This window comes from Kitasatospora sp. P5_F3, from assembly GCF_054049135.1.
Window position 1 is genome coordinate 45123 of record NZ_JBFUMY010000002.1, and the last position, 19503, is coordinate 64625.

The window sequence follows — 19503 nt, forward strand, 5'->3', positions numbered from 1 at the left end:
GCCCTGATGGCCCGGGTGTACGCCACCTCCGCGCAGTACGCGACGTACACCGGCCTCGCCCCGGACGCCGACACCGACCGGCTTTTGGGCAACGCCTCGAAGATGCTCGATGCGGAGGTGCTCCGCCTGTGCCTCTTCGAGGCCGACACCGACGGCTACCCCACCAACCAGCTGGTCATCGAAGCGTTCCGGGACGCCACTTGCGCTCAGGTGCAGTGGTGGGGCGAGGTCGGTGACTCCACCGGTGCGGCCGGCGCCGGGTGGGGCTCGGTGGAGATCGGGTCGGTGAAGCTCGGGCGGTCGGTGACAGCCGTCAACGGCGCCGCCAGCCCGGCCCGGGAGGTCGCCCCGCAGGTCTGGGACGCGCTCCAGTCTCCGGACCTGACGCCGGACATCTTCGTACTGGGGGCGGTGAGTTACTGATGGGCGCCGTCCCCGGCTTCCTGCTGCGGCACCGGATCTCGATCGAGGCGTACGAGGGGGACAGTGCCTACGGGCCGGTCTACGGGCCGGCCGCTGTGGTGCGGTGCCTGCTCGACCAGAAGACCCGCGAAGTCCGGTCGGCCACTGGCGAGCAGGTCATCTCCGGCTCGACCGCGTACTGCCCGCCCGGCACCGTGGCGCCTCCCGGCAGCAGGGTGACGCTCCCTGACGGCCGTCAGACCAGCGTCATCGCCACTCTGGACCGGTCCGCGCCCGGGCTGCCGACGCCAGATCACGTCGAACTCCAACTCGTGTAGGAGGCCCCGATGGTGCAGCGCACGCGCCTTACCTGGCGCGGGGACCTGGTCATGCCGCAGGTCCGCCGGGCCGCTGCCCGGGGGCTGGAGCTCGGCATGGAGCACGTCCTCGCCGAGAGCAACAAGCTCGTGCCGCTGGACGAGGCCACCCTGGAGCGCTCCGGCAAGGTCAGCGTCGATGAGGCCACCCTCGAGGGCATCGTCTCCTACGACACGCCCTACGCGGTCCGCCAGCACGAGGAACTGACCTACCGGCACGCGCCCGGCCGGCAGGCCAAGTACCTGGAGACCGCGGTCACCGAGCACACGCCGGTGGTGCTGGCCGTGGTCGCGGCCGAGATCCGCCGGGCTCTCGATGGCTGACCTCCTGGACGGCCTCGCCCGCTACCTCACCGACAACGACCTCGCCACCTACGTGACCGCGGGCACCGGTGGAGACCTGTTCCTCGAGGCGATGCCGCCGGCCCCCGACGTGTGCACGGTGCTGACGCTGTACGGCGGGAGCGAACCGGACGCCCGACTGCCGTACGACGAGGTCCGGTTGCAGGTCCGCTGCAGGGGCACGCAGGACCCCCGCGTCTCCCGCAAGCGCGCCCAGGCCGTGTTCGACCTGCTGCACGGGGCCCGCCGCGTCACCCTCCCCGATGGCACGTACCTGGTGCTCTCCGTCGCCCTCCAGCCCGTCACCTCGCTCGGCCTGGACGACCGGCGAAGGCACGAGCACGTCGCCAACTTCCGGCTGGACGTCTCCAGCCCCACCACCAACCGCCCCGCCGAATAAGGAGGCACCACACCATGACCGTCAGGCCCATCGACGCCCGCGACTGGCTGTTCCAGGTCGAGCACCGCACCACCGGCCTCTGGCTGTCCATCAGCGGCGTCAAGAGCTTCAAGATGAACCCCAGCGAAAACCGGGCGAAGACCGAGACCACCGACTTCGACTCGAACGGTGAGTTCGAGGAAGACGTGATGCAGCTCGGCGGGTCGATCTCGCTGGAGGGCCAGTACGAGGCGGACCCGACCACCGGCGTCCAGGACCCGGGCCAGGCGTACATCGACACGGTCTGGGCGCTCGGCCTGTCCGCGGACTCGCATAACCGGATGCGGTACCGGCACGTCACCCAGACCACCACGTGGGCGGTGTGGGACGGGACGGTCGAGCCTGGCGAGCAGGGCGGCGGCAACAACGACAAGACCACCTGGAGCGCCACGGTCACGCGTTCCGGTGCTGTGACCACCATGGCGGTCTGACCATGACCCAGACCACCACCGAGCCCACCGAGCTCGCAGACTTTGACGCGTTCTTCGCCGAGCGCCGAGCGGTCGCCGCCGGCGGCGCCCGGATGCGCCTGTTCGGCACCGAGTACCAACTGCCCGCCCAGACGCCTCTCGCGTACACCCTGCTGGCCGAGGCCAACAGCGACCGCTCCGACCTCGGCGCACTGCGGGACGTCCTGGAGCCGCTGTTCGGCGCGGACGTCATCGAAAGGTGGGCCCGGGCCGGCATGGGCGACGACGACTTTCAGGTCGTCCTGTTCTGGTCAGCCCAGAACATGGTCAAGCCCGGCTCGATGAGCATGGCAGAGGCCGCCCAGGCGGTCGCGGACGCGGAGTCGGGAAAAGCCCCGAACCGGGAGGCCCGCCGGAAGGCCACCAAGGCCAAGCCGAAGCCCGTGCGGCCGTCCGGGAGTTCTGGCGCACGGTCCTGACCTGTTGGGACCCCATCGAGGCGGACATGCTCCGCGAGTACCACCTCACCCCTGACGAGCTCTGGCACATGAGCCAGCGTCAGTTCCTCACCCTGCTCAAGGGGCTCAGCCCCGAGGCCGCCGTGCGTGGCGCATTCCAGCGCACACCGCGCCGGGTAGCCAGCCCCCGCGAGATCGCCGCACTGACGGGCATCCCCGCCAGCTGACGTAACGCACAACCGGACAGGGGGTGGTCCGGGTGTCGCTGTCTGTCGGCGAGCTGACCGCACGCTTCGAGATCGAGACCGACCAGGGCGAGCAGGGCATCAACCGGGCCGAGCGCCTCCTGGAAGGATTCCAACGCACCACCGACGGCCGCTTGCGCGACATCCACGGCCGGTTCGCGTCCACCTCGCAGGCGATGGCCCGCGAGCTGGGCGGCGGCATCGAGGAGGGCGCCGGCCGGGCCGACCGGGCGCTGGAGCAGTTCACCCGCGACTCGAACGGCCGCCTGCGGGACCTGCACGGCAGGTTCGTCGGCACGGGCTCCGCTCTCGGCACCTCGCTGGGCAACGGGGCCCGAGGCGGTGACCGCCTGGGCGGATCGCTCAGCCGCCTCGCCTCGATGGCCGGTCCTCTCGGTGCGCTCGCGGCCCGGGCGGCCACGATGGCGGCCGGTCTGGGTGCTGCGGTGCCGGTGGCGGCCGGGCTGGTAGCGACTCTGGTCAACATCGCCCCCGCCGCCGCGGTGGCTGCTACTGCGGTGCTGGCGTTGGTCCAGGCGACCATGGCCGTCAAGCTCGGCACGGCCGGGATCGGCTCGGCCCTGTCCGCGGCGTTCAGCGCGGGAGATGCGGCGGCCAGCGGCGCCGCGGGCAAGGCCCGCGCGTACGCGCAGGCACAGCGGGCAGTCAAGGACGCGACCGAGCAGGCCGCGCTCGCGAACGCCCGGGCGGTGCGTCAGGTCGCCGATTCCGAGCGGGACCTGACCGACGCCCAGAAGTCCGCGCTGCGGGCCCAGCAGGACCTCAACTCGGCGCGCGGCGAGGCCAGCCGGGACCTGGAGGACCTCAACAACTCCCTGGCGGACGCCGAGCTCGACCAGCGGGACGCAATCCTCGGCGTCAAGTCCGCCCAGGAGAACCTCGACGCGGTCCGCAAGAAGGGCGCCAAGGCCAGCGAGCAGGACCTGGCGGAGGCCCAACTCGCCTACGACCGGGCCAAGCAGCGGCTCACCGAGCAGACCACCGCCACCGCGCGGCTGCGGGCCGAGACGGAGGCCGCCAACACCGCCGGTGTCGACGGCTCGCGGACCGTCTTGGACGCGCAGGAGCGTCTGGCGGAGTCCCAGCGCACGGTCGGGGACCGTACGCGGGACGTCGGCGACGCGCAGGCCGAGATGGCCCGCACCGCTGTCGATGGCCTGGAGCAGGTCCGCCGCGCGCAGGAGGCCCTGACCGACTCCGTTGCCTCGGGGGCGGGCGGGGTCGACAAATTTGCTGCGGCGATGGCCAAGCTGAGCCCCAACGCCCGGGAGTTCGTCCAGACGGTCGTCTCCCTCAAGGGTGCCTGGGACAGCATGCAACTCGCTGTCCAGCAGAAGCTGTTCGAGGGCCTTGCGGGGGACCTGTCGCGTACGGCGGGGTCGGTGCTGCCGGTCCTGCGGGGTGGCTTGGTCGACTCGGCCGGCGCGCTGAACGAGATGGCACGCGGCGCTCTGGCCTCGGCTAAGGAGCTGGCGGAGTCCGGCACCCTCGGCAAGGCCATGGGTTCGGCCTCCACCGGGCTGCACAACCTGGCGAACGCCCCGGGTCAGCTGGTCCAGGGGCTGGGGCAGCTCGCTGCGGCGGCCGGGCCCAGCTTCGAGCGGCTGACGTCGGCGGCCGGCGGGGCGCTTGATCGGGTCAGCGAGAAGCTGACGGCCGCCTTCGAGTCCGGCGGCCTGGAGAAGGCCATCGACCTCGCGATCGGCCTGATCGGTGATCTGGCGGAGGTCGCGGGCAACGTCTTCTCGATCATCGGGTCGGTGTTCGGCGCCGCGCAGACGAGCGGTGGCGGGTTCGTCGGCACGCTGAAGGAGATCACCGGGACGCTCAAGACCGCGTTCGCCAGCGGCCCAGTGCAGGACGGCCTCAAGGCCCTGTTCTCCACGATGAGCCTGCTGGCCAAGACAGCGGCTCCGCTGCTCGGCCAGGCGCTGACTGCGATCGGCCCTGTTCTGTCTGCCCTGGCCCCCGGGGCCCAGGTCTTGATCACCGCCCTTGGTGACGGGCTACGGCCCCTGATCGGTGCCTTGGGACCCGTCCTGGTCGGGGTCGCCAAGGCGGCGTCCGCCCTGGTCGTCGCGGCGTCCCCGCTGCTGGTCCTGGTCGGGAATCTGGCGGCTCAACTCCTGCCTGCCGCTCTGCCGTTGCTGTCTGGCCTTGAGATGATCTTCGTTCAGCTGCAGCCTGTGGTAGTCGCCCTGGCCAACGCCCTACAGGCGGCCCTCGGTCCGATCCTGGCCCAACTCCCAGCCCTAATAGTCCCTTTGGTTGGGATTTTTACCACTTTGACCGGTGCTCTTCTGCCGGTCCTGACCCAGCTGATCACCGAGTTGCCGCTGGCTGATCTCGGCAAGAGCTTCGCCGAGGTGGCGGTCGCGCTCACCCCGCTGCTGGCCCAGCTCGGTGACCTGCTCGCCAAGTACCTCAAGGTCATGCTGCCGCTGCTGGAGCCGATCATCGAGGTCGTCGGCAAGCTCGCCAAGATCTTCTCGGGCGAGCTGGCGCGGGTCGTGAGCGACGTGGTCGTCCCGGCCCTGCGGACCCTGACCCAGCTGATGAACGGCGACGTGAAGGGAGCTTGGGAGTCCGGGAAGGAGGCCGCGAAGGGCTGGGGCGAGCACCTGCTCCGGATCTTCATCGAGCTGCCGGGGCAGATCATGCTGGCGCTCGGCGAGTTGGGCCTGTCGCTGTTCAAGGCAGGCAACAACATCATCATCAGCCTGATCGAGGGCATCAAGAGCAAGATTCCGGACGTCAAGAACGTGCTTGGCAACCTCACCGACATGCTCCCGGACTGGAAGGGCCCTGCAGCCAGGGACGCGCGGATTCTCCGGCCCGCCGGCCGGTCCGTGATCGGCGGGTTCATGGCGGGCATGGGCGACCAGTTCCCGGCCGTTCAGCGTCAGCTCGGCGCCTTCACCGACAGGCTCGCCCCGATGGCCATGAGCGGCAGCCCGTTCGGCGGGCCGCAGTTCGCGGCAGCCGGCGGCGCTGGGGGCGGCGCGCTGAACATCCAGAACTACTACGAGTCCAGCACGGGCAGCGCCCGGAGCACGGCCGAAGAGCTGGCCTGGATGTCCAAGGGCAGGGGGTGACATGGCGGGCGAACTCGTCACAGGCCCGGGCCTGATCCAGTGGGGCAGCACCCTCCTCGGCCGTTTCCAGGACGGAGGTGTCACCACCTCCTACCGGTGGCGGAGGATCACTGGCTGGGAGGAGACCCCCACCCAGGACTCCGGCACCACGCTGCGGGCCCAGCAGCACGGCGCCTACCCCGGGCGCCTCCTCGCCCAGACCCGCATCATCACGGTCGAGGACGTGATGGTGCGGGTCCCGCCCGGGCAGATCGGCACCGCGATCGCCACGCTGGCCGCCGCGACCCCGATCGGGCAGGACGACGAACAGCCGCTCGTCATCCAACTGGACGAGCGCGGGCCCCTGCTCGTCTGGGCCCGGGTCCTGCGCCGGGCCCTGCCCGTCGATCCGCGCTGGCAGCTCGGGCACTCGGCGGGTGGGGCAATTCAGTGGGAGGCGAGCGACCCGCGCCGGTACTCGGTCGCGGAGTCGTCCACTTCGGCGGTCCTGCCGACCGCCGAGACCGGGCTCAGCTTCGGCTCCCCGTCGGAGACCGGGCTCTCGTTCGGTTCACCGACCGAGGTTGGCCTGTCGTTCGGGACGGCCGGCGCGACCGGCGACCTGCTCGTCACCAACGCGGGCAACACCGCGACCCATCCGGTCATCGAGCTTCGCGGGCCGGTCACCACCCCGACCGTCACCCTCGGCGCCCTGCGGCTGGAGTACGCCATCACCCTCGGCGCGGCCGACACCCTGATCATCGACACCTCGGCCGGAACAGTGCTGCTGGGCGGGCAGTCCCGGATCCACACCGCCACCTCCCGCAGCGTTCCTGAGGGCGCGTTCGTCCTGCCACCCGGCCAGTCCGTCGTCAGTTTCCGTGCAGATCCGGGCTCCACCGATCCCGCCGCGCAGGCCACCATCCGGTGGCGCTCCGCCTACATGTGACAGGAGGTCACCCATGGCCGTCACCGCCGCTTGGAACGCGCTCACCGGCCTGACCCGGGCCGCGATCCGCCTGTCCACCGTCCTGATGACCCCTACCGGCGGCCTCACCGTCCGCTCCGGGGTGATCCCCGGCGGGACGCCGCTGCTGCTGACCGGCTCGGTCATGACCGGGTCCGTCGCTCCGGGCCGGGCTGTCGTGCAGGGCACGAGCGCGCAGGGCGCCTACCCGGTGGTGGTGGACGCGGCAACACCGATCACCGTCGCCAACGGCCACGCGTCCTTGTCGCGGATCGACACGGTGTTCCTGGTCGTCCTCGACGCCGACGTCGACGCCAGCGGGTTCCGGCAGGCGTCCATCACCTACACGCAGGGCACCGCCGGGTCCGGCACCGCACCCACCGCGCCGGCGTCCGGCACTGCGTACCTGCGGCTGTGGGACATCCTGGTGCCCGCCAACGCGAGCGCAGGCACCCCGATCAACTGGGGCACGGCGCTCACCGATCAGCGGCTGTACACGGTCGCTGTGGGCGGCATCACCCCCGGGGCCGCGGCCGGCTCGTACGCCGGGCAGTGGCGCGACGCGGGCGGCACGGCGGGGATCCTGGAGCGGTGGACCGGCGCGGTGTGGGAAGCCGCGGTCCGGCTCGGCAACTCCGGCACCGTGGCGCTGGGCGACGTCGCGCTGACCCGCTCGGCAGCGACGACGATGCAGGTCGGCGGCAGTCTCAAGGTCACCGGCACCTACACCGACCTCACCTCGGCGTTCGTTGAGGACACCACCACCCGCACAACCACCAGCACCAGCTACGTGGACGCCACCACCCTGACGACCACTCTGATCGCCCCACCGTCTGGAAAGATCCGGGTCTTCCTCACGGGCAAGTTGCAGAACAACTCCTCGAACCCGACGTTCCTCGGCGTGCAGATCACCGGTTCGACCAGCGGCACGATCTACGCCGCCACCGACGGGACCGCGCTCGTGACCGTGGGCGCGGACTTCATCGTCCAGCACTCCACCCGCCAGGCCACCTGCACGCCGGGCGAGACCGTCACCTTCACCTGCAAGGCCCGCGTCGCCGGCGGCACCGGCAGCCTGCTGTACCGGGCGATCAGCGCGGAGGCGATGCCCGCGTGAGCGGACCGTACGAGCTCCGGGTGTGCGACCTGCGGACGGACCAGACCCTCGACCTGCTGCCGATCAGCGACGCCGCTTACGAGGACTACATCGGCAAGACCGGCTCGCTCTCGGGCACGGTCCCGATCCCGAACCGCCAACTCGCCACCCGCGCCCGGGAGTCCCTCATCCCCGCCCGGACCATGCTCTACCTGGAGCGGGGCGGCCAGATCGTGTGGGGCGGAGTCCTGTGGACCAGCACCCTGGTGCTGGCCAACCGCAGCCTCGGACTCCAGATCGGCGCCGGCAGCCTCGAGGGGTTCCTCCGGAACCACCGGCTGCTGTACACCGGCGGCGGCGGCACAGCCGACCAGCTCGTCATCGCCCGGCAGCTGCTGGCCTTCGCGCAGTTCGGCACGGGTGCGAACCTGCTGATCGAGACCGACCCGACGCAGCTGTCCGGGGTCGTCCGCGACCGCGTGTACCTGGGGCAGGACCAGGAGCCGATCGGTGTCCTCCTGGACCAACTCGGCGCGGTGGCCAACGGTTTCGAGTGGCGCGTCCAGTGCTATACCGACAGTGCGGGTGTCCGGCACCGGGCGTTCCGGCTCGGGTACCCGACTCTGACGGTGCAGCAGGAGATCACCCTGGACGTGCCCGGCAGGGTGGTGGCTTACTCGTTCCCGTCGGACGGGTCCGCGATGGCCACTCAGTGGCGGTCCCGGGGAGCGTCCGTCAACGACGATTCCTCGCAGGACTCGTACCCGCTGCTGTCCGACCTGCTGTCCACCCCGGCTCTGATCGCGGCCGGGTGGCCGGTGCTGCACGGCACCAGCGACTACTCGACGGTGGACGTCCCGGCGACCCTCACCGAGCATGCTTCCGCCGACCTGGCCCGTGCGTCGGCGCCCGTGGTGGTGCCTGCGGTCACGTTCCTGGTGGGCGACGGCGGGGTGCCGTTGCTGGGATCGTCTGCCCGTCTGCGGATCACCGACGACTGGCACCCCGCCCCGGGGCTGAACCAGCGCTACCGCATCGTCGGGTACCGGGTGAGCCCGGAGGAGCGCGACCGGCCTGAGACCTGCGACCTGTATCTGGAGGCTGCCTGATGCCCCCTCACGTTCCCCGCGACATCCTCGATGAGCTCCGGGAGCTGAAGGCCCGGCTGCGGCTGGTCGAGGGTCGGGCCCAGATCCGGCCGGCCCTGTCGGAGATCAAGGGCGGCACCGTCACGATCTCCGAGGGCGGCCAGCTGATCGTCAAGGCCCCCGGCGGCCAGACGGTGTTCTACGTCGGTCGGGTCAGCCCCGACCATCCCGACTTCTCTCCCCAGCAGGGCCTCATCGCCAGCCGAGAGGACGGCACCCCGGCGCTGACCATCTGGTCGGCGACCGGTACCGGCGTGCAGCCGATCGTGCTCTGGGACCACCTTGGGCAGTCCATCTTCGCCGAGGACCTGGTGGCCGGCGGCCTCGCTGGCCCGAATTTCGGCAGCGACGCCTGGTACGGGGTTACTGAGGTGCCGGCCTGGACCACGACCTCGGGCAGTTTCGTCACGTGCATGAGCTTGCCGTGGAAGAAGTGGCACCCGCGGGTTCAGGGCGCGTTCCTCGCACGGTGCTCCGACGGTTCGACCTCCGGCGAGATCCGACTGCTCGACGGGAGCGGCGCGGTGATCGGTACCGCCGTTCTCGGCCTGGGTGCGTACACCGTCGGCAGTGTCACCGGCTCGATCACTGGTGCCCACCAGGGCGACCAGACACTGGTCTGGCAGGCCCGCCGAACGGCCGGCGCCGGGACGGTCGGTGTCCGAGGCCTGTCCACCTGGGGCATTGCGTCCTAGGACTGCATGTAACTCGGCGGTGCGGTTGGGGCGTTTGGGTCCGGCATGTGGCTTGGCGGGGCGCCGTTGTCGGCGGTACCGCCGCCGCCAGGGTTCTGGCCGAGGTAACTGCCGGTCGGTGCTGGTGTAGCTGGCGCGGTGGTGGGTTCCTGGGGCGTCACGGTTGCGCTCCTTGTGGGGCTGGGCGTGGTGGTCGGGGTCGGCGAACTGTTCGGCGGTGCCTCGCTGCTGGCGCTCGGCGACGGAACCGCGCTCGGCGCCGCGCTCACTTCCGGGCTGCTGCTCGACTCGTCGGCGACCTGCACCACCGTGGTCACCTGCTCCGGTGGCCCGTCGTCGGCGGTGACCGCGTAGGCCGTCACCGAACCTAAGGCGACCGTCCAGGCCGCCCCGACAAGCGCCGCTCGCCGGCTGATCTTCAACATCGTTTCCCCCCAGGGTCGTTGGTGCCCCACGGTACCGCCGCTGCCGGACACCTGTCCCACACAACTCCGCCCCGTGCCGCATCGGCCGGGGCTTCGTCATGCCCAGGAGGCAGTCATGCAGTTCGTCCCGCGCGCCCAGTGGGGTGCCGTACCACCCAGCGGCGACTGGCGGTACATCCCCGACGCCAAGGGCGTGAAGATCCACTACGAGGGCACTTCCGTCCCGGCCGACCTGGTCGCCGACCACTCCCGTTGTGCGGGCCGGGTCCGCGCGATCCAGGCCAGCCACATGGCCGACAAGGACGAGGGCTGGATCGACTTGGCCTACTCGGCGATCGTGTGCCCGCACTCCTACGTCTTCGAGGGGCGGGGCGCTCACCACCAGACCGGGGCCAACGGCAGCGCCTCGCTCAACCGGGCGCACTACGCGGTGTGCGCGATGGTCGGCGACTCCGGGCTGACGGAGCCCACTGAGGCGATGCTGCATGGGCTGCGGGACGCGGTCGAGTGGCTCCAGCGCGACGGCGGCGCGGGCCCGGAGATCAAGGGGCACCGGGACGGCTACGCGACCAGCTGCCCGGGCGGCCCGCTGTACGCGTGGGTGCAGGCTGGCGCCCCGCGGCCGGGTGTCCCCGCACCGGCTCCCGCCCCGATGCCGAAGCCCACTCCGCCAGCTCCGCTTCCGCCGACCTGGCCGGGCGGTCCGTACCTCCGCCTTCAGTCGCCGATGCTGCACGGCGAGAACGTCCGCCGCTGGCAGCAGCGGATGCGCGAGCGCGGCTGGCCGATCGACGTGGACGGCTGGTTCGGCCCGGCCTCGGCCGAGATCGCTCGCCGCTTCCAGGCGGACAGCACCGCGCACGGCTGGCCGCTCGGCGCCGACGGGATCGTCGGCCCCGCCACCTGGACCGCCGCCTGGGCCCGCCCCGTTTCCTGATCCACCCTCACCTGACCGGAGTTCACCATGAACAAGCTCGTCATCGACGCCGCTGAGCGCGTCGCATCCACCACCGCCCAGGCCGGCATCGCGGCCGCCATCATCGAGGCAGCGAACCTCCCGCTGTGGTGGGCCCCGATCCTTCTCGCGGGGCTCACCACCGCCAAGTCGGCGTTGGCCAGCTGGATCGGGCGCCGGGACACCGCCGCGCTGCTGTCGGCCGGTACCGACCCGGCCAGCCGCCTGTGACCACCGGCGCCGACCCTGGCGTCTACATCTCCCCTGCCCAGACTCACGCGGAGGTGAGGCGGATCGCTGACGGGCAGATCCGGATGGAGGCCAAGCTGGACGCCATCCTCGGAGACCAGCGCGAGCACCGCGAGTCGCTCGCGGATCATGAGACCCGGCTCCGGCGTCTGGAGGCCAACCGCTGGCCGCTTCCGGCGCTGGGCGGCTTGGTGAGCTTGGCCGCTTTGGTCGTCGCCGGGTACGCCGCATTTGGCCGCTGAACACAACGCCCCGCCTCTCCTTCGGGAGGGGCGGGGCGGTCTCGTCGTGTTGCGGCTGGCGTCGGCTACACCGTGGCGGGGTCGGCTGCTGCGGTGAGGAGCGCCGCCTGTACCGCCCAGCGTCGGTCCGGGGTACCGGCGACCTCGGCCACCCGCTCGCGGACAGCGGCCGCCGCGTCGCTGCGGGCCTGCCGGAGTGCGGGGAGTTGCTCCTCCGCGCGGCCGGGCTCGTCCATGGTGGTCGGCAGCGGGGCCCGGCCGTGCTCGGCCTCGTGTGCCTCGATCTCGGCGATCCGGGCGTGGACCGCTGAGTCGGCTTGGGCCCACCGGCGGTGGAGGTCGAGCAGGTCGTCGGGGATCTCGATGGTGGGGGTGTCGTCGCTCACGGGGTGATCGTAGGTCGGGCCGCTGACAGCGGGCTGGCGCCCCGCCGGTTCCCTATTGTCGCTGGTCAGAATGGCTGACGCTTGGTCAGTCGAACGTGCGTTCGGCATGATGGGGGTATGGCTGATCGCGACGACGAGGAGGGGTCCCGCACGTTCCGCCCCGTTGAGGCCGGTGAGATGGTCCGCTGCCGGGGCGACCGGGCGGTCCTCCGCGACGTCTGGCTGATCATCGGAGGACGGTGGACCGAGGCGACGATCGTCCGCTGGCGGCAGCTCGCGACCGGCACCTGGGCGGCGCATGTGCTGTGGCGACCGGGTTGGGCGGCGTGGGTGCACTACGACGGGGAGACGCTCCTCCCGCGCGGGTCCGACCGGCCGCCGCCCTGGGGCCCACCGACAGGCCACCCCGGCCACATGCGGACCCCCGCACGAGCAGGTAGGACTTCGAGCTCACATGCTGTCGAGGGCGGTGAAGGCCGCCAGCCACGGGTATGACCCGGCCTCTCCGGAGGCATGCGGTACGAACTCGCCAGGCCCGAGGAGCACCCGAGCGCCCGCGTCCCGGAGGGTCTGCACGCTTCGGTCGAACTGTGGGTGTGCGGCCATCGTGTCCTTGACGCAGGGCATCACCGCCAGGGGCGCGCGTCGTCCAAGCGCCTCGACCGCATATCCGATTGGCCACGACGGAGTGAGGCCGAGTGCCACGGCGTTGATGGAGTTGAGCGTGGCAGGCGCAAGGAGTGCCACGTCGGCGGGCGGCCAGTCGTCCTTCTCGCCTGGGCGACGGTATCGGCTCTTCACCGGGTGGCCGGTCAGCTCGGCCACCTCGGCAAGGTTGTCCTCCAGCCAGTCAGCGGCGGTCGGCGTGAGCCCGACGCACACGTCCCAGCCGCGTCCCTGAGCAAAGGCAACGACCGGAACAAGGCCCAGCACCGGTGGGGCTGCGGTACCCAGCAGATACAGCACTCTCGACATGCCGACATCCTCTCAGCTCAGAACGGTCATGCGCCGAGCTTCTGCTCGGTACCGTCAGAACACCAACGACCAACGGGAGTTCTGGTGGCCGTCAGCCCAGACAGCGTCGCGGCGCGCATCAAGACCAGGCGCCTCCTGCGGAACCTCACCCAGCGAGAACTCGCGGGCCTCTCGCAGGTCTCATACAGCTCGATGTGCCAGATCGAGCAGGGCGCCCGCCAACCAAGCGCGTCGGTGCTCGCCGCCCTGGCGCGCGCACTGCGGGTCGATGTCCTCGACCTTTCTGCCGGACCAGGCTCCGACGATCTGGATCGCGACGAGGTGGAAGGCCTGGTCCGCCCGATCCGTGCAGCGCTCGACCTGCACGACCTCGGCGCTGACCCAGAGATCCGCCCCCGCCCGGCGACCGAACTCATCCAGCACGCTGACCAGCTCTGCAGGGCCGTCCGCGACGGACACCTGCGAGCGGTTGCCGGGCAGCTGCCGGGCCTCCTGGAGGAACTGACCACCGCCGTCCATCTCACCGGCTCACCGCGCCTGTTCAGCGCTCTGGCCACCGGCTACCGCTCCGCCTACGATGTCGCCGCCAAGGTCGGCTATCACGACCTGGCCGGCACAGCCCTGGACCGCATGGCCTGGGCAGCCGAGCGAGGCTCGGACCCGGCCGCCGCAGGTGTGCAGCACTATCTCCGGTCCGTGATCCACCTCCGAGCCGGGAGCTATCGGACCGGCCTGCGGATCGCGGAGGCCGGTCTGCGCACGGCTGCACTGGCCGACGTAGGCGGCACCCGCACCGCTGTCACTGGGCAGATCCACCTCAGCGCCGCTCTCCTCGCTGGCCGCTACGGGCAGTCGGACTCCGCCACCGAGCACCTCGCCGAGGCCCGTCGGATCGCGGCCGGGTGCGGCACCTACACGGAGCAGACTCTCGTCTTCGGCACCACGAACGTCGGCGTGCACACGGTCTCTACGCTGGTTGACCAGCAGCTATATCGCGAGGCTCTGGCCACTGCCCGCACGGTGGACGTCCCCGCCGACTGGCCGGCCTCCAGGGCGGCCCGACATCACACCGATGTGGCCCGGGCCCAGCTCTGGACCGGCCACCCGGACGCCGCATTCCGCCGCCTGCTCGCCGCCCGGCAGCTTGCCCCGCAGCCCACTCGGTTCAACCTGGCCGTGCGCGAGGTGCTGTCGGGGGTGATCCGCTCGCGCCGCACCATTCCGGCAGCGGTGACCCAGTACGCATCCTGGATTGGACTCTGACGGACTATCACACAGCTGTGATAGTTCGCCCCCCTCGTAGCGCCGATGCTGGTCATGTAGGCACCCACCGACTCTTGGGACCACCACATGACCATCATCGAGCACATGGCGTTACCTGCCTGGATGCCGCCTGCGAGCACAGTCACCCCGGTGGCGGCCGGAACTGATTGGGATGCCGTCGCCGTGCCGCAGACCCCAGGGCTGGCCGTGCTGGCCATGCTCGCTGCGATGCCTGGCACTCCGTCCGGCCCGGTCATCTGGGCGACCAGCAATGACCGGCACCCGCGGCTGTACTTCCTCGTCGCCCCCGGCTGCGGGTTGGACCTGCGCGGAACTCCGGGGCGGCTGCTGGGGGCGGGATCGTTCGTAGTGGTCCCGGGCGCGGGGCTGATCGATCCGCCTGGCGTGTACTGGCTCGTGCCTCCGCACCCGGACCGGCCGGGCGAGTTGACCGATCCGGCTGTTCTGGCGACCCTGCTTCGGCATGTCGAGGCCGCAGTGTGGGTCACCTACGCCGGACGCGAGGTGCTGGTCACCACCGCCCAGTCCGTAGGTGCGGCGTGCCTGCACTGCCACTCCGAGCAGGTGCCCCTGCACCCTGGCCCGACGATCACCACCCGACTAGATGTCGGAGTGGTCCGCGACACTGCCAGCGCGCTGTGCACCCCGTGCGTGGCAAACGAACGGCGCACGGAGTGACTCCGGAGGAGCGGTTCATCGTGGAGAAGTTGGACGCGGACGAGGAAGGCCGGCCGGGCTGGGGGCTACGCGACCAGGAGACCGGCGAACTGGTCCTGGCAGGTGGCGAGACCGACCGGTATGGCACCCCCGAAACAGCCCGGATGCACATCCAGAGCCACTGGTACCACACCATTCGAGGTGAGGACATCGCGCGCCACCTGGCCGCCGCAGCCCACATCGACCAGTTCGAGACCGACGCCGCGCGCCGCCGCAACGGCGGACTGGGAGTGCCAGCCCGCGAGTTGCTGCAGCCGCCGAGTGGCCGGGCCTGGTACGCCGTCGCTCGCCCGGAAGCCACCGATGGCTGACCGGTACGAGCCCCGCCAACTGCCGCCGGTGGGCGCGGCCCCAGCCCTCTGGGGCGCGTGGAACCTCACACAGGAGGACTGGGTCCGGACGCCCGGACCGGACCGCCGACCGGAGTGGTTCACGTCCGAGGACCGGGTCCACACCTGGGCCACCCAGGAGACCACCGCCTCGAGGAGCAGGTCATGAGCGGCACCGTCCACCCGAGCGACGCCGGGGGCTGGCACTCCGGCCGGCGCAGTACCCGCGGGCCGACCCGCACGCACCCGCGGCTGCCGCTACGGCACCCGTGTGAGCCGCAACCCGACGACCAGGAGGACACCACCGTGCTGATGAACGGTCAGCGCGACCCCAGCCAGCCCCGCCCGGACGGCAGCCCCTCGGCCCCGCCCGCCGGCCCGGCCCAACCGACACCACCGACGCAGCCACCCGCCGACTGAAGCACCTAGGTCAGCGCGGGTAGAGCAACTGCCAGGGCTCGACACCCAGGGCCAGTGCCACCGCGGTGATCCGGTCGAGGGACATGGCCACCGACCCGACCTCGTACGTACTCATCGTCCGCCGGTCAACGCCCACAGCCTCGCCGAGCTGGTCCTGAGAAAGACGTCGCGCCTCCCGCAGTGCCCGGATAGCCTCACCGACACGTCGGCGCTCAGCCAGCTGGTGGTCGGTGGGCGGATGGGCATACACACCACGACCCTGGACGGCACAAGATCAAGAGTCTGTACAGTCCCATTGGCACATTCTCGGACACATGTTCGGTATCATTTCCCTACCGTCGGCCTGGGGGGCCAAAGTTCCGGAGCACCCTGTGAGCACGCCCCACCCGCCTGGCTACACCCTCGGCCAACCGTTCGACTTGATGGCGGCCTCCGCCGACCTCATCGCGGTCAGCACGGTGCTCCAGACCCTCACCCACCAGGACGACGGCAGCCCCGCGTCAACCCAAGCCATCAGGGACGCGCGACGCCTGGCCGACCGGCTGTCCGCGCGCATTCGCAAGCACCAGGCCGACTGACCGGGCCGGGCAGCGCGTCACGCCTGCCCGGCCTCCTGCTGTGCCCACCAGTACCCAAGCTGCGCCAGCGAGTTCGAGCCAGACGCCCGCCGGAGCTCCGCCAGCTCGGCATTCACTGTACGGTCGCTGACGTTCAGGCTCGCCGCGATGCTCGCCTGCGGGGCGCCGGCCACGATCTGCTGCATGATGCTCCGCTGACGCTCGGTCACCTCGGCGCTCTCGGCCGGGCCCATATCCCCGCGCCAGGGAGTAGCTCGCTCCCAGTCCCTGTCGAACATCGCGGCGGCGTACAGCACCACTCCAAGGTCGTGCAGGATCAGGGCGCGCAGTCCGTCCTGGCCGGGCAGTAGGGGAGTGTGATCGGCTAGCACGGCGATCCGCCGGTCCACGATGATCGCTCGGAGGAACCTCTCGTTGAGAGTTCTCACGTTCCCGCCGGCCCCGGTGATCCGGCGGACGTACCCGGCGGTCGGCTCGTGGCTGCGGCACTCGGCCCGGTAGATGGTGCGCATCGCGACGCCCCGCTCAAGGGCGGCCAGGTCCCGGGGGATCGCCATGTCGAGGGTCTCCGGGCTGCGGGGGCCGGTCGGCTGAGCTGTCTGGAGCTCCTCGGTGCAGGCGGCGACGATCTGGGACAGCCTGGCGTTGACGGCCTCCATCCCCTCGACGTACTCGATGGCGCCCTGGACGAGCTGCGGCGCGCCCCGCTGGTACGCCATCGCGAGCGGCCGGAGCACCTCCGGGAGGCTGGCCGCCGCAGTCATCGCGGTGCTGACCTGGCGGTAAATCAGCTCTCGGCGCTCGGCCGCGACTTCGAGTGGGTCGCGGACTACGTAGTAGTCCCCGGGGCCAGGCGGATGCGGATGGGGTAGCGCCAGGCCATAGTCGAGGAGGTCGCGGAGGGCTTCGTCGTGCCCTTCGGGGCAGGGGTGGCCGTGTGCAAGGGCAACGTAGAGGGCCTGTGCCTGCGGACTGAGGATGGTCGAGCCAAGTCCTTGCAGGTGGGCGGCAGTTGACATGCCGAAAGTCTATCACTGCGGGTTTCCGCACTTCGGAAACCCGCAACCCCAAAGGGTTGAATCCTCAACCGCGAGTCGCAAGACTGTTCGTGCGGGCTCCGAGGTCCTACCGCATCCAACTCCGCGTCAAACCCGCTGCTCAGCCCGCCCATCCAACTCACCCCAGAAGGGGGATACCGCGTGACGAAGCTCAGAGCACTCGCCGCTGTCGCCGCCCTCGCCGCCGCCCTCATGGCCGGCGCCACCACCGCATCCGCTGGCCCCGACACCGGCTGGGATCTCGTCACCCCCGGGTCGAGCCCTTCCCCCAGCCCCTCCGTCACTGCCACCACCATGGGCAGCGACACCGGCTGGGACTAGGGCCAGCAAGCCCGGTCGGCCGGCTCAATCGCCGTGGCCGACCGGGCCCCTGACGCCCGCCGTTCAGTGCCCGCCGCATACGGGCGCTGGACGACGGGAACTTGGGTCAGCAGGATCGCCATCGCTGTCGGAGGCGTGTCGGCATCCTACTGACCCTCGAAGCCGCCCCGTACCCCCCGTGTGGAGGGTTCGGGGCGGCTTCTTCGTGCCTGCCCGCAGGCACACCCAGGGAGTGGCCAGGGAGGGAAATCCTCCCCAGGGAGTCTCCGGGGAGGATTCACATGGGGAAGCCCGAGGAGCCATGAGGAACTCTGAGGAATGCATACTCCCAGTTCAGAGCCATGTCGATCAGCACTCGATGACGTTGACCGCGAGGCCGCCGCGCGAGGTCTCCTTGTACTTGACCTTCATGTCGGCGCCGGTCTCCTTCATGGTCTTGATGGCCTTGTCGAGGGAGACGTGGTGCCGGCCGTCGCCACGGAGCGCCATCCGGGCGGCGGTGACGGCCTTCACGGAGGCCATGCCGTTGCGCTCGATGCAGGGGATCTGGACCAGGCCGCCGACCGGGTCGCAGGTGAGGCCGAGGTTGTGCTCGATGCCGATCTCGGCGGCGTTCTCGACCTGCTCGGGGGTGCCGCCGAGGACCTCGGCGAGGCCGCCGGCGGCCATCGAGCAGGCGGAGCCGACCTCGCCCTGGCAGCCGACCTCGGCGCCGGAGATGGAGGCGTTCTCCTTGAAGAGCATGCCGATCGCACCGGCCGCGAGCAGGAAGCGGACGATGCCGTCCTCGTCGGCGCCGGGGATGAAGTTGGTGAAGTAGTGCAGGACGGCGGGGATGATGCCGGCCGCGCCGTTGGTGGGGGCGGTGACCACTCGCTGGCCGGAGGCGTTCTCCTCGTTGACGGCCATCGCGTAGAGGGTGACCCACTCCATCGCGTTGGCCGGGCCGATGCCCTCGGCGCGCATGGCGCGGGCGCCGGAGGCGGCCCGACGACGGACCTTCAGGCCGCCCGGCAGGATTCCCTCGCGGCTCATGCCGGCCGCGACGCACTCCTGCATGACGCGCCAGATCTCCAGCAGCCCGGCCCGGATCTCGGCCTCGCTGCGCCACGCCTTCTCGTTCTCCAGCATCAGGCCGGAGATGGACAGGCCGGTCTCGCGGGTGAGCCGGAGCAGCTGGTCGCCGGTGCGGAAGGGGTAGCGCAGCGCGGTGTCGTCGGGGACCACCCGGTCGGCGCCGATCGCGTCCTCGTCGACCACGAAGCCGCCGCCGACGGAGTAGTAGGTCTTCGACAGCAGCTCGGTGCCGTCGGCGTCGAAGGCCCACAGCGTCATGCCGTTGGCGTGGTACGGCAGCGAGCGGCGGCGGTGCAGGATCAGCTGGGTGTCGGGGTCGAAGGCGATGTCCTGCACCCCGAGCAGGCTCAGCCGCTTCTCGGCCTTGATCCGGTCCACGTCCACGTCGGCCTGGTCGACGTCGACCGTGCGGGGGGAGTTGCCCTCCAGGCCGAGCAGGACGGCCTTCGGGGTGCCGTGGCCGTGCCCGGTGGCGCCGAGCGAGCCGAACAGCTCGGCGCGGATGCCGGTCGTCTGCGCCAGCAGGCTCTCGGACTTCAGGCGACGGGCGAACATCCGGGCCGCACGCATCGGTCCGACGGTGTGCGAGCTGGAGGGGCCGATACCGATGGAGAAGAGGTCGAACACGCTGAGGGCCACGGGGTGACGTCCTTGTCTGGTCTCGTGGAGTGGAGGGTGGCACTCCGTCGGGTGGACGGACGCGCAACGCCGGGCATGGGACGGGGCACCGCCTCACTGTCCAGTGTGCGCGGTGCCCCGGGTGACCGGGAGGTGTGGCGGGTGTCGCCTGTCACACCTCCCGGCGAAGAACTG

General features: G+C 70.9%; 27 protein-coding genes. 22 read left to right on the top strand and 5 right to left on the bottom strand.

The window, feature by feature from the left end; all coding sequences use genetic code 11:
* The first annotated feature begins 6 nt into the window (after positions 1-6).
* The 16 genes from ACXJMZ_RS01375 (at position 7) to ACXJMZ_RS01450 (ending at position 11545) form a co-directional block, all read left to right on the top strand.
* Positions 7-423 carry a hypothetical protein gene (locus tag ACXJMZ_RS01375; RefSeq protein WP_457028104.1) on the top strand — a complete coding sequence of 139 codons (417 nt, stop codon included), beginning with the start codon at positions 7-9 and terminating at the stop codon, positions 421-423.
* On the top strand, positions 423-740 hold the full coding sequence (locus ACXJMZ_RS01380) for a hypothetical protein (RefSeq protein WP_457028105.1): 318 nt from the start codon (positions 423-425) through the stop codon (positions 738-740). The genes ACXJMZ_RS01375 and ACXJMZ_RS01380 overlap by 1 nt, the downstream gene beginning before the upstream one ends.
* Positions 741-749: 9 nt before the next feature.
* Positions 750-1103 carry a hypothetical protein gene (locus tag ACXJMZ_RS01385; protein WP_457028106.1) on the top strand — a complete coding sequence of 118 codons (354 nt, stop codon included), beginning with the start codon at positions 750-752 and terminating at the stop codon, positions 1101-1103.
* Positions 1096-1521, top strand: a complete 426-nt coding sequence (locus ACXJMZ_RS01390) for a minor capsid protein (RefSeq protein ID WP_457028107.1) — start codon at positions 1096-1098, stop codon at positions 1519-1521. Before ACXJMZ_RS01385 ends, ACXJMZ_RS01390 begins: the two co-directional genes overlap by 8 nt.
* 14 nt (positions 1522-1535) lie before the next feature.
* Entirely contained in the window at positions 1536-1991 is a 456-nt protein-coding gene (locus tag ACXJMZ_RS01395; RefSeq protein ID WP_457028108.1) for a phage tail tube protein, read from the top strand.
* Positions 1992-1993: 2 nt separating this feature from the next.
* Positions 1994-2449: a hypothetical protein gene (locus ACXJMZ_RS01400; protein ID WP_457028109.1), complete on the top strand. Its 456-nt coding sequence runs from the start codon at positions 1994-1996 to the stop codon at positions 2447-2449.
* 26 nt (positions 2450-2475) lie between these two features.
* Positions 2476-2655 carry a hypothetical protein gene (locus ACXJMZ_RS01405; RefSeq protein WP_457028110.1) on the top strand — a complete coding sequence of 60 codons (180 nt, stop codon included), beginning with the start codon at positions 2476-2478 and terminating at the stop codon, positions 2653-2655.
* Between the two features lie 32 nt (positions 2656-2687).
* Positions 2688-5789: a hypothetical protein gene (locus ACXJMZ_RS01410; RefSeq protein ID WP_457028111.1), complete on the top strand. Its 3102-nt coding sequence runs from the start codon at positions 2688-2690 to the stop codon at positions 5787-5789.
* Position 5790: 1 nt separating this feature from the next.
* On the top strand, positions 5791-6717 hold the full coding sequence (locus tag ACXJMZ_RS01415) for a phage distal tail protein (protein WP_457028112.1): 927 nt from the start codon (positions 5791-5793) through the stop codon (positions 6715-6717).
* Positions 6718-6730: 13 nt separating this feature from the next.
* The gene (locus tag ACXJMZ_RS01420; protein ID WP_457028113.1) at positions 6731-7852 is read left to right on the top strand and encodes a hypothetical protein; all 1122 of its coding nucleotides are present in this window, start codon (positions 6731-6733) and stop codon (positions 7850-7852) included.
* Positions 7849-8940, top strand: coding sequence for a hypothetical protein (locus tag ACXJMZ_RS01425; protein WP_457028114.1), 1092 nt, complete (start codon positions 7849-7851; stop codon positions 8938-8940). Before ACXJMZ_RS01420 ends, ACXJMZ_RS01425 begins: the two co-directional genes overlap by 4 nt.
* The gene (locus tag ACXJMZ_RS01430) at positions 8940-9674 is read left to right on the top strand and encodes a hypothetical protein (protein ID WP_457028115.1); all 735 of its coding nucleotides are present in this window, start codon (positions 8940-8942) and stop codon (positions 9672-9674) included. Before ACXJMZ_RS01425 ends, ACXJMZ_RS01430 begins: the two co-directional genes overlap by 1 nt.
* Positions 9675-9812: 138 nt before the next feature.
* Positions 9813-10028 carry a hypothetical protein gene (locus tag ACXJMZ_RS01435; RefSeq protein ID WP_457028116.1) on the top strand — a complete coding sequence of 72 codons (216 nt, stop codon included), beginning with the start codon at positions 9813-9815 and terminating at the stop codon, positions 10026-10028.
* Between the two features lie 186 nt (positions 10029-10214).
* Positions 10215-11036 (top strand): peptidoglycan recognition protein family protein, encoded by an 822-nt coding sequence (locus ACXJMZ_RS01440; protein WP_457028117.1) that lies wholly within the window; start codon positions 10215-10217, stop codon positions 11034-11036.
* Between the two features lie 27 nt (positions 11037-11063).
* Positions 11064-11285 (top strand): hypothetical protein, encoded by a 222-nt coding sequence (locus ACXJMZ_RS01445; RefSeq protein ID WP_457028118.1) that lies wholly within the window; start codon positions 11064-11066, stop codon positions 11283-11285.
* The gene (locus tag ACXJMZ_RS01450) at positions 11282-11545 is read left to right on the top strand and encodes a hypothetical protein (protein WP_457028119.1); all 264 of its coding nucleotides are present in this window, start codon (positions 11282-11284) and stop codon (positions 11543-11545) included. Before ACXJMZ_RS01445 ends, ACXJMZ_RS01450 begins: the two co-directional genes overlap by 4 nt.
* A gap of 65 nt (positions 11546-11610) precedes the next feature.
* On the opposite strand, the gene ACXJMZ_RS01455 is transcribed toward ACXJMZ_RS01450, so the two are convergent.
* Together ACXJMZ_RS01455 and ACXJMZ_RS01460 are read right to left on the bottom strand one after the other, a co-directional pair.
* Positions 11611-11931 carry a hypothetical protein gene (locus ACXJMZ_RS01455; protein WP_457028120.1) on the bottom strand — a complete coding sequence of 107 codons (321 nt, stop codon included), beginning with the start codon at positions 11929-11931 and terminating at the stop codon, positions 11611-11613.
* Between the two features lie 450 nt (positions 11932-12381).
* A complete protein-coding gene (locus ACXJMZ_RS01460) occupies positions 12382-12906 on the bottom strand; it encodes a flavoprotein (protein WP_457028121.1) in 525 nt (174 codons plus the stop codon).
* Positions 12907-12990: 84 nt separating this feature from the next.
* Between ACXJMZ_RS01460 and ACXJMZ_RS01465 the strand changes: the two genes are divergently transcribed.
* The 4 genes from ACXJMZ_RS01465 (at position 12991) to ACXJMZ_RS01480 (ending at position 15656) form a co-directional block, all read left to right on the top strand.
* Positions 12991-14169 carry a helix-turn-helix domain-containing protein gene (locus ACXJMZ_RS01465; RefSeq protein ID WP_457028122.1) on the top strand — a complete coding sequence of 393 codons (1179 nt, stop codon included), beginning with the start codon at positions 12991-12993 and terminating at the stop codon, positions 14167-14169.
* Between the two features lie 87 nt (positions 14170-14256).
* The gene (locus ACXJMZ_RS01470) at positions 14257-14868 is read left to right on the top strand and encodes a hypothetical protein (protein WP_457028123.1); all 612 of its coding nucleotides are present in this window, start codon (positions 14257-14259) and stop codon (positions 14866-14868) included.
* A gap of 20 nt (positions 14869-14888) precedes the next feature.
* Positions 14889-15218, top strand: coding sequence for a hypothetical protein (locus ACXJMZ_RS01475; RefSeq protein ID WP_457028124.1), 330 nt, complete (start codon positions 14889-14891; stop codon positions 15216-15218).
* A gap of 183 nt (positions 15219-15401) precedes the next feature.
* Positions 15402-15656: a hypothetical protein gene (locus ACXJMZ_RS01480; RefSeq protein WP_457028125.1), complete on the top strand. Its 255-nt coding sequence runs from the start codon at positions 15402-15404 to the stop codon at positions 15654-15656.
* 10 nt (positions 15657-15666) lie between these two features.
* Here the strand turns inward: ACXJMZ_RS01480 and ACXJMZ_RS01485 are convergent, their stop codons facing one another.
* The gene (locus ACXJMZ_RS01485; protein WP_457028126.1) at positions 15667-15906 is read right to left on the bottom strand and encodes a helix-turn-helix transcriptional regulator; all 240 of its coding nucleotides are present in this window, start codon (positions 15904-15906) and stop codon (positions 15667-15669) included.
* A gap of 121 nt (positions 15907-16027) precedes the next feature.
* Here ACXJMZ_RS01485 and ACXJMZ_RS01490 point away from each other — a divergent pair, with 121 nt between their 5' ends.
* Positions 16028-16234 (top strand): hypothetical protein, encoded by a 207-nt coding sequence (locus ACXJMZ_RS01490; RefSeq protein WP_457028127.1) that lies wholly within the window; start codon positions 16028-16030, stop codon positions 16232-16234.
* Positions 16235-16251: 17 nt separating this feature from the next.
* Here the strand turns inward: ACXJMZ_RS01490 and ACXJMZ_RS01495 are convergent, their stop codons facing one another.
* The gene (locus tag ACXJMZ_RS01495; RefSeq protein ID WP_457028128.1) at positions 16252-16998 is read right to left on the bottom strand and encodes a LuxR C-terminal-related transcriptional regulator; all 747 of its coding nucleotides are present in this window, start codon (positions 16996-16998) and stop codon (positions 16252-16254) included.
* Between the two features lie 435 nt (positions 16999-17433).
* Between ACXJMZ_RS01495 and ACXJMZ_RS01500 the strand changes: the two genes are divergently transcribed.
* Positions 17434-17613 carry a hypothetical protein gene (locus ACXJMZ_RS01500; RefSeq protein ID WP_457028129.1) on the top strand — a complete coding sequence of 60 codons (180 nt, stop codon included), beginning with the start codon at positions 17434-17436 and terminating at the stop codon, positions 17611-17613.
* Between the two features lie 348 nt (positions 17614-17961).
* Here ACXJMZ_RS01500 and ACXJMZ_RS01505 read toward each other — a convergent pair whose 3' ends face one another.
* Positions 17962-19329 (bottom strand): L-serine ammonia-lyase, encoded by a 1368-nt coding sequence (locus ACXJMZ_RS01505; protein WP_057232664.1) that lies wholly within the window; start codon positions 19327-19329, stop codon positions 17962-17964.
* Positions 19330-19503 lie beyond the last annotated feature (174 nt).

Excerpts from the sequence above, each read along its gene's own strand:
- ACXJMZ_RS01380 (WP_457028105.1), top strand. The coding sequence starts at position 423 with ATGGGCGCCGTCCCCGGCTTCCTGCTGCGGCACCGGATCTCGATCGAG.
- ACXJMZ_RS01460 (WP_457028121.1), bottom strand. The coding sequence starts at position 12,906 with ATGTCGAGAGTGCTGTATCTGCTGGGTACCGCAGCCCCACCGGTGCTG.
- ACXJMZ_RS01430 (WP_457028115.1), top strand. The coding sequence starts at position 8,940 with ATGCCCCCTCACGTTCCCCGCGACATCCTCGATGAGCTCCGGGAGCTG.
- ACXJMZ_RS01440 (WP_457028117.1), top strand. The coding sequence starts at position 10,215 with ATGCAGTTCGTCCCGCGCGCCCAGTGGGGTGCCGTACCACCCAGCGGC.
- ACXJMZ_RS01390 (WP_457028107.1), top strand. The coding sequence starts at position 1,096 with ATGGCTGACCTCCTGGACGGCCTCGCCCGCTACCTCACCGACAACGAC.
- ACXJMZ_RS01420 (WP_457028113.1), top strand. The coding sequence starts at position 6,731 with ATGGCCGTCACCGCCGCTTGGAACGCGCTCACCGGCCTGACCCGGGCC.
- ACXJMZ_RS01405 (WP_457028110.1), top strand. The coding sequence starts at position 2,476 with ATGCTCCGCGAGTACCACCTCACCCCTGACGAGCTCTGGCACATGAGC.
- ACXJMZ_RS01445 (WP_457028118.1), top strand. The coding sequence starts at position 11,064 with ATGAACAAGCTCGTCATCGACGCCGCTGAGCGCGTCGCATCCACCACC.
- ACXJMZ_RS01470 (WP_457028123.1), top strand. The coding sequence starts at position 14,257 with ATGACCATCATCGAGCACATGGCGTTACCTGCCTGGATGCCGCCTGCG.
- ACXJMZ_RS01385 (WP_457028106.1), top strand. The coding sequence starts at position 750 with ATGGTGCAGCGCACGCGCCTTACCTGGCGCGGGGACCTGGTCATGCCG.
- ACXJMZ_RS01480 (WP_457028125.1), top strand. The coding sequence starts at position 15,402 with ATGAGCGGCACCGTCCACCCGAGCGACGCCGGGGGCTGGCACTCCGGC.
- ACXJMZ_RS01395 (WP_457028108.1), top strand. The coding sequence starts at position 1,536 with ATGACCGTCAGGCCCATCGACGCCCGCGACTGGCTGTTCCAGGTCGAG.
- ACXJMZ_RS01375 (WP_457028104.1), top strand. The coding sequence starts at position 7 with ATGGCCCGGGTGTACGCCACCTCCGCGCAGTACGCGACGTACACCGGC.
- ACXJMZ_RS01400 (WP_457028109.1), top strand. The coding sequence starts at position 1,994 with ATGACCCAGACCACCACCGAGCCCACCGAGCTCGCAGACTTTGACGCG.
- ACXJMZ_RS01495 (WP_457028128.1), bottom strand. The coding sequence starts at position 16,998 with ATGACTGCGGCGGCCAGCCTCCCGGAGGTGCTCCGGCCGCTCGCGATG.
- ACXJMZ_RS01415 (WP_457028112.1), top strand. The coding sequence starts at position 5,791 with ATGGCGGGCGAACTCGTCACAGGCCCGGGCCTGATCCAGTGGGGCAGC.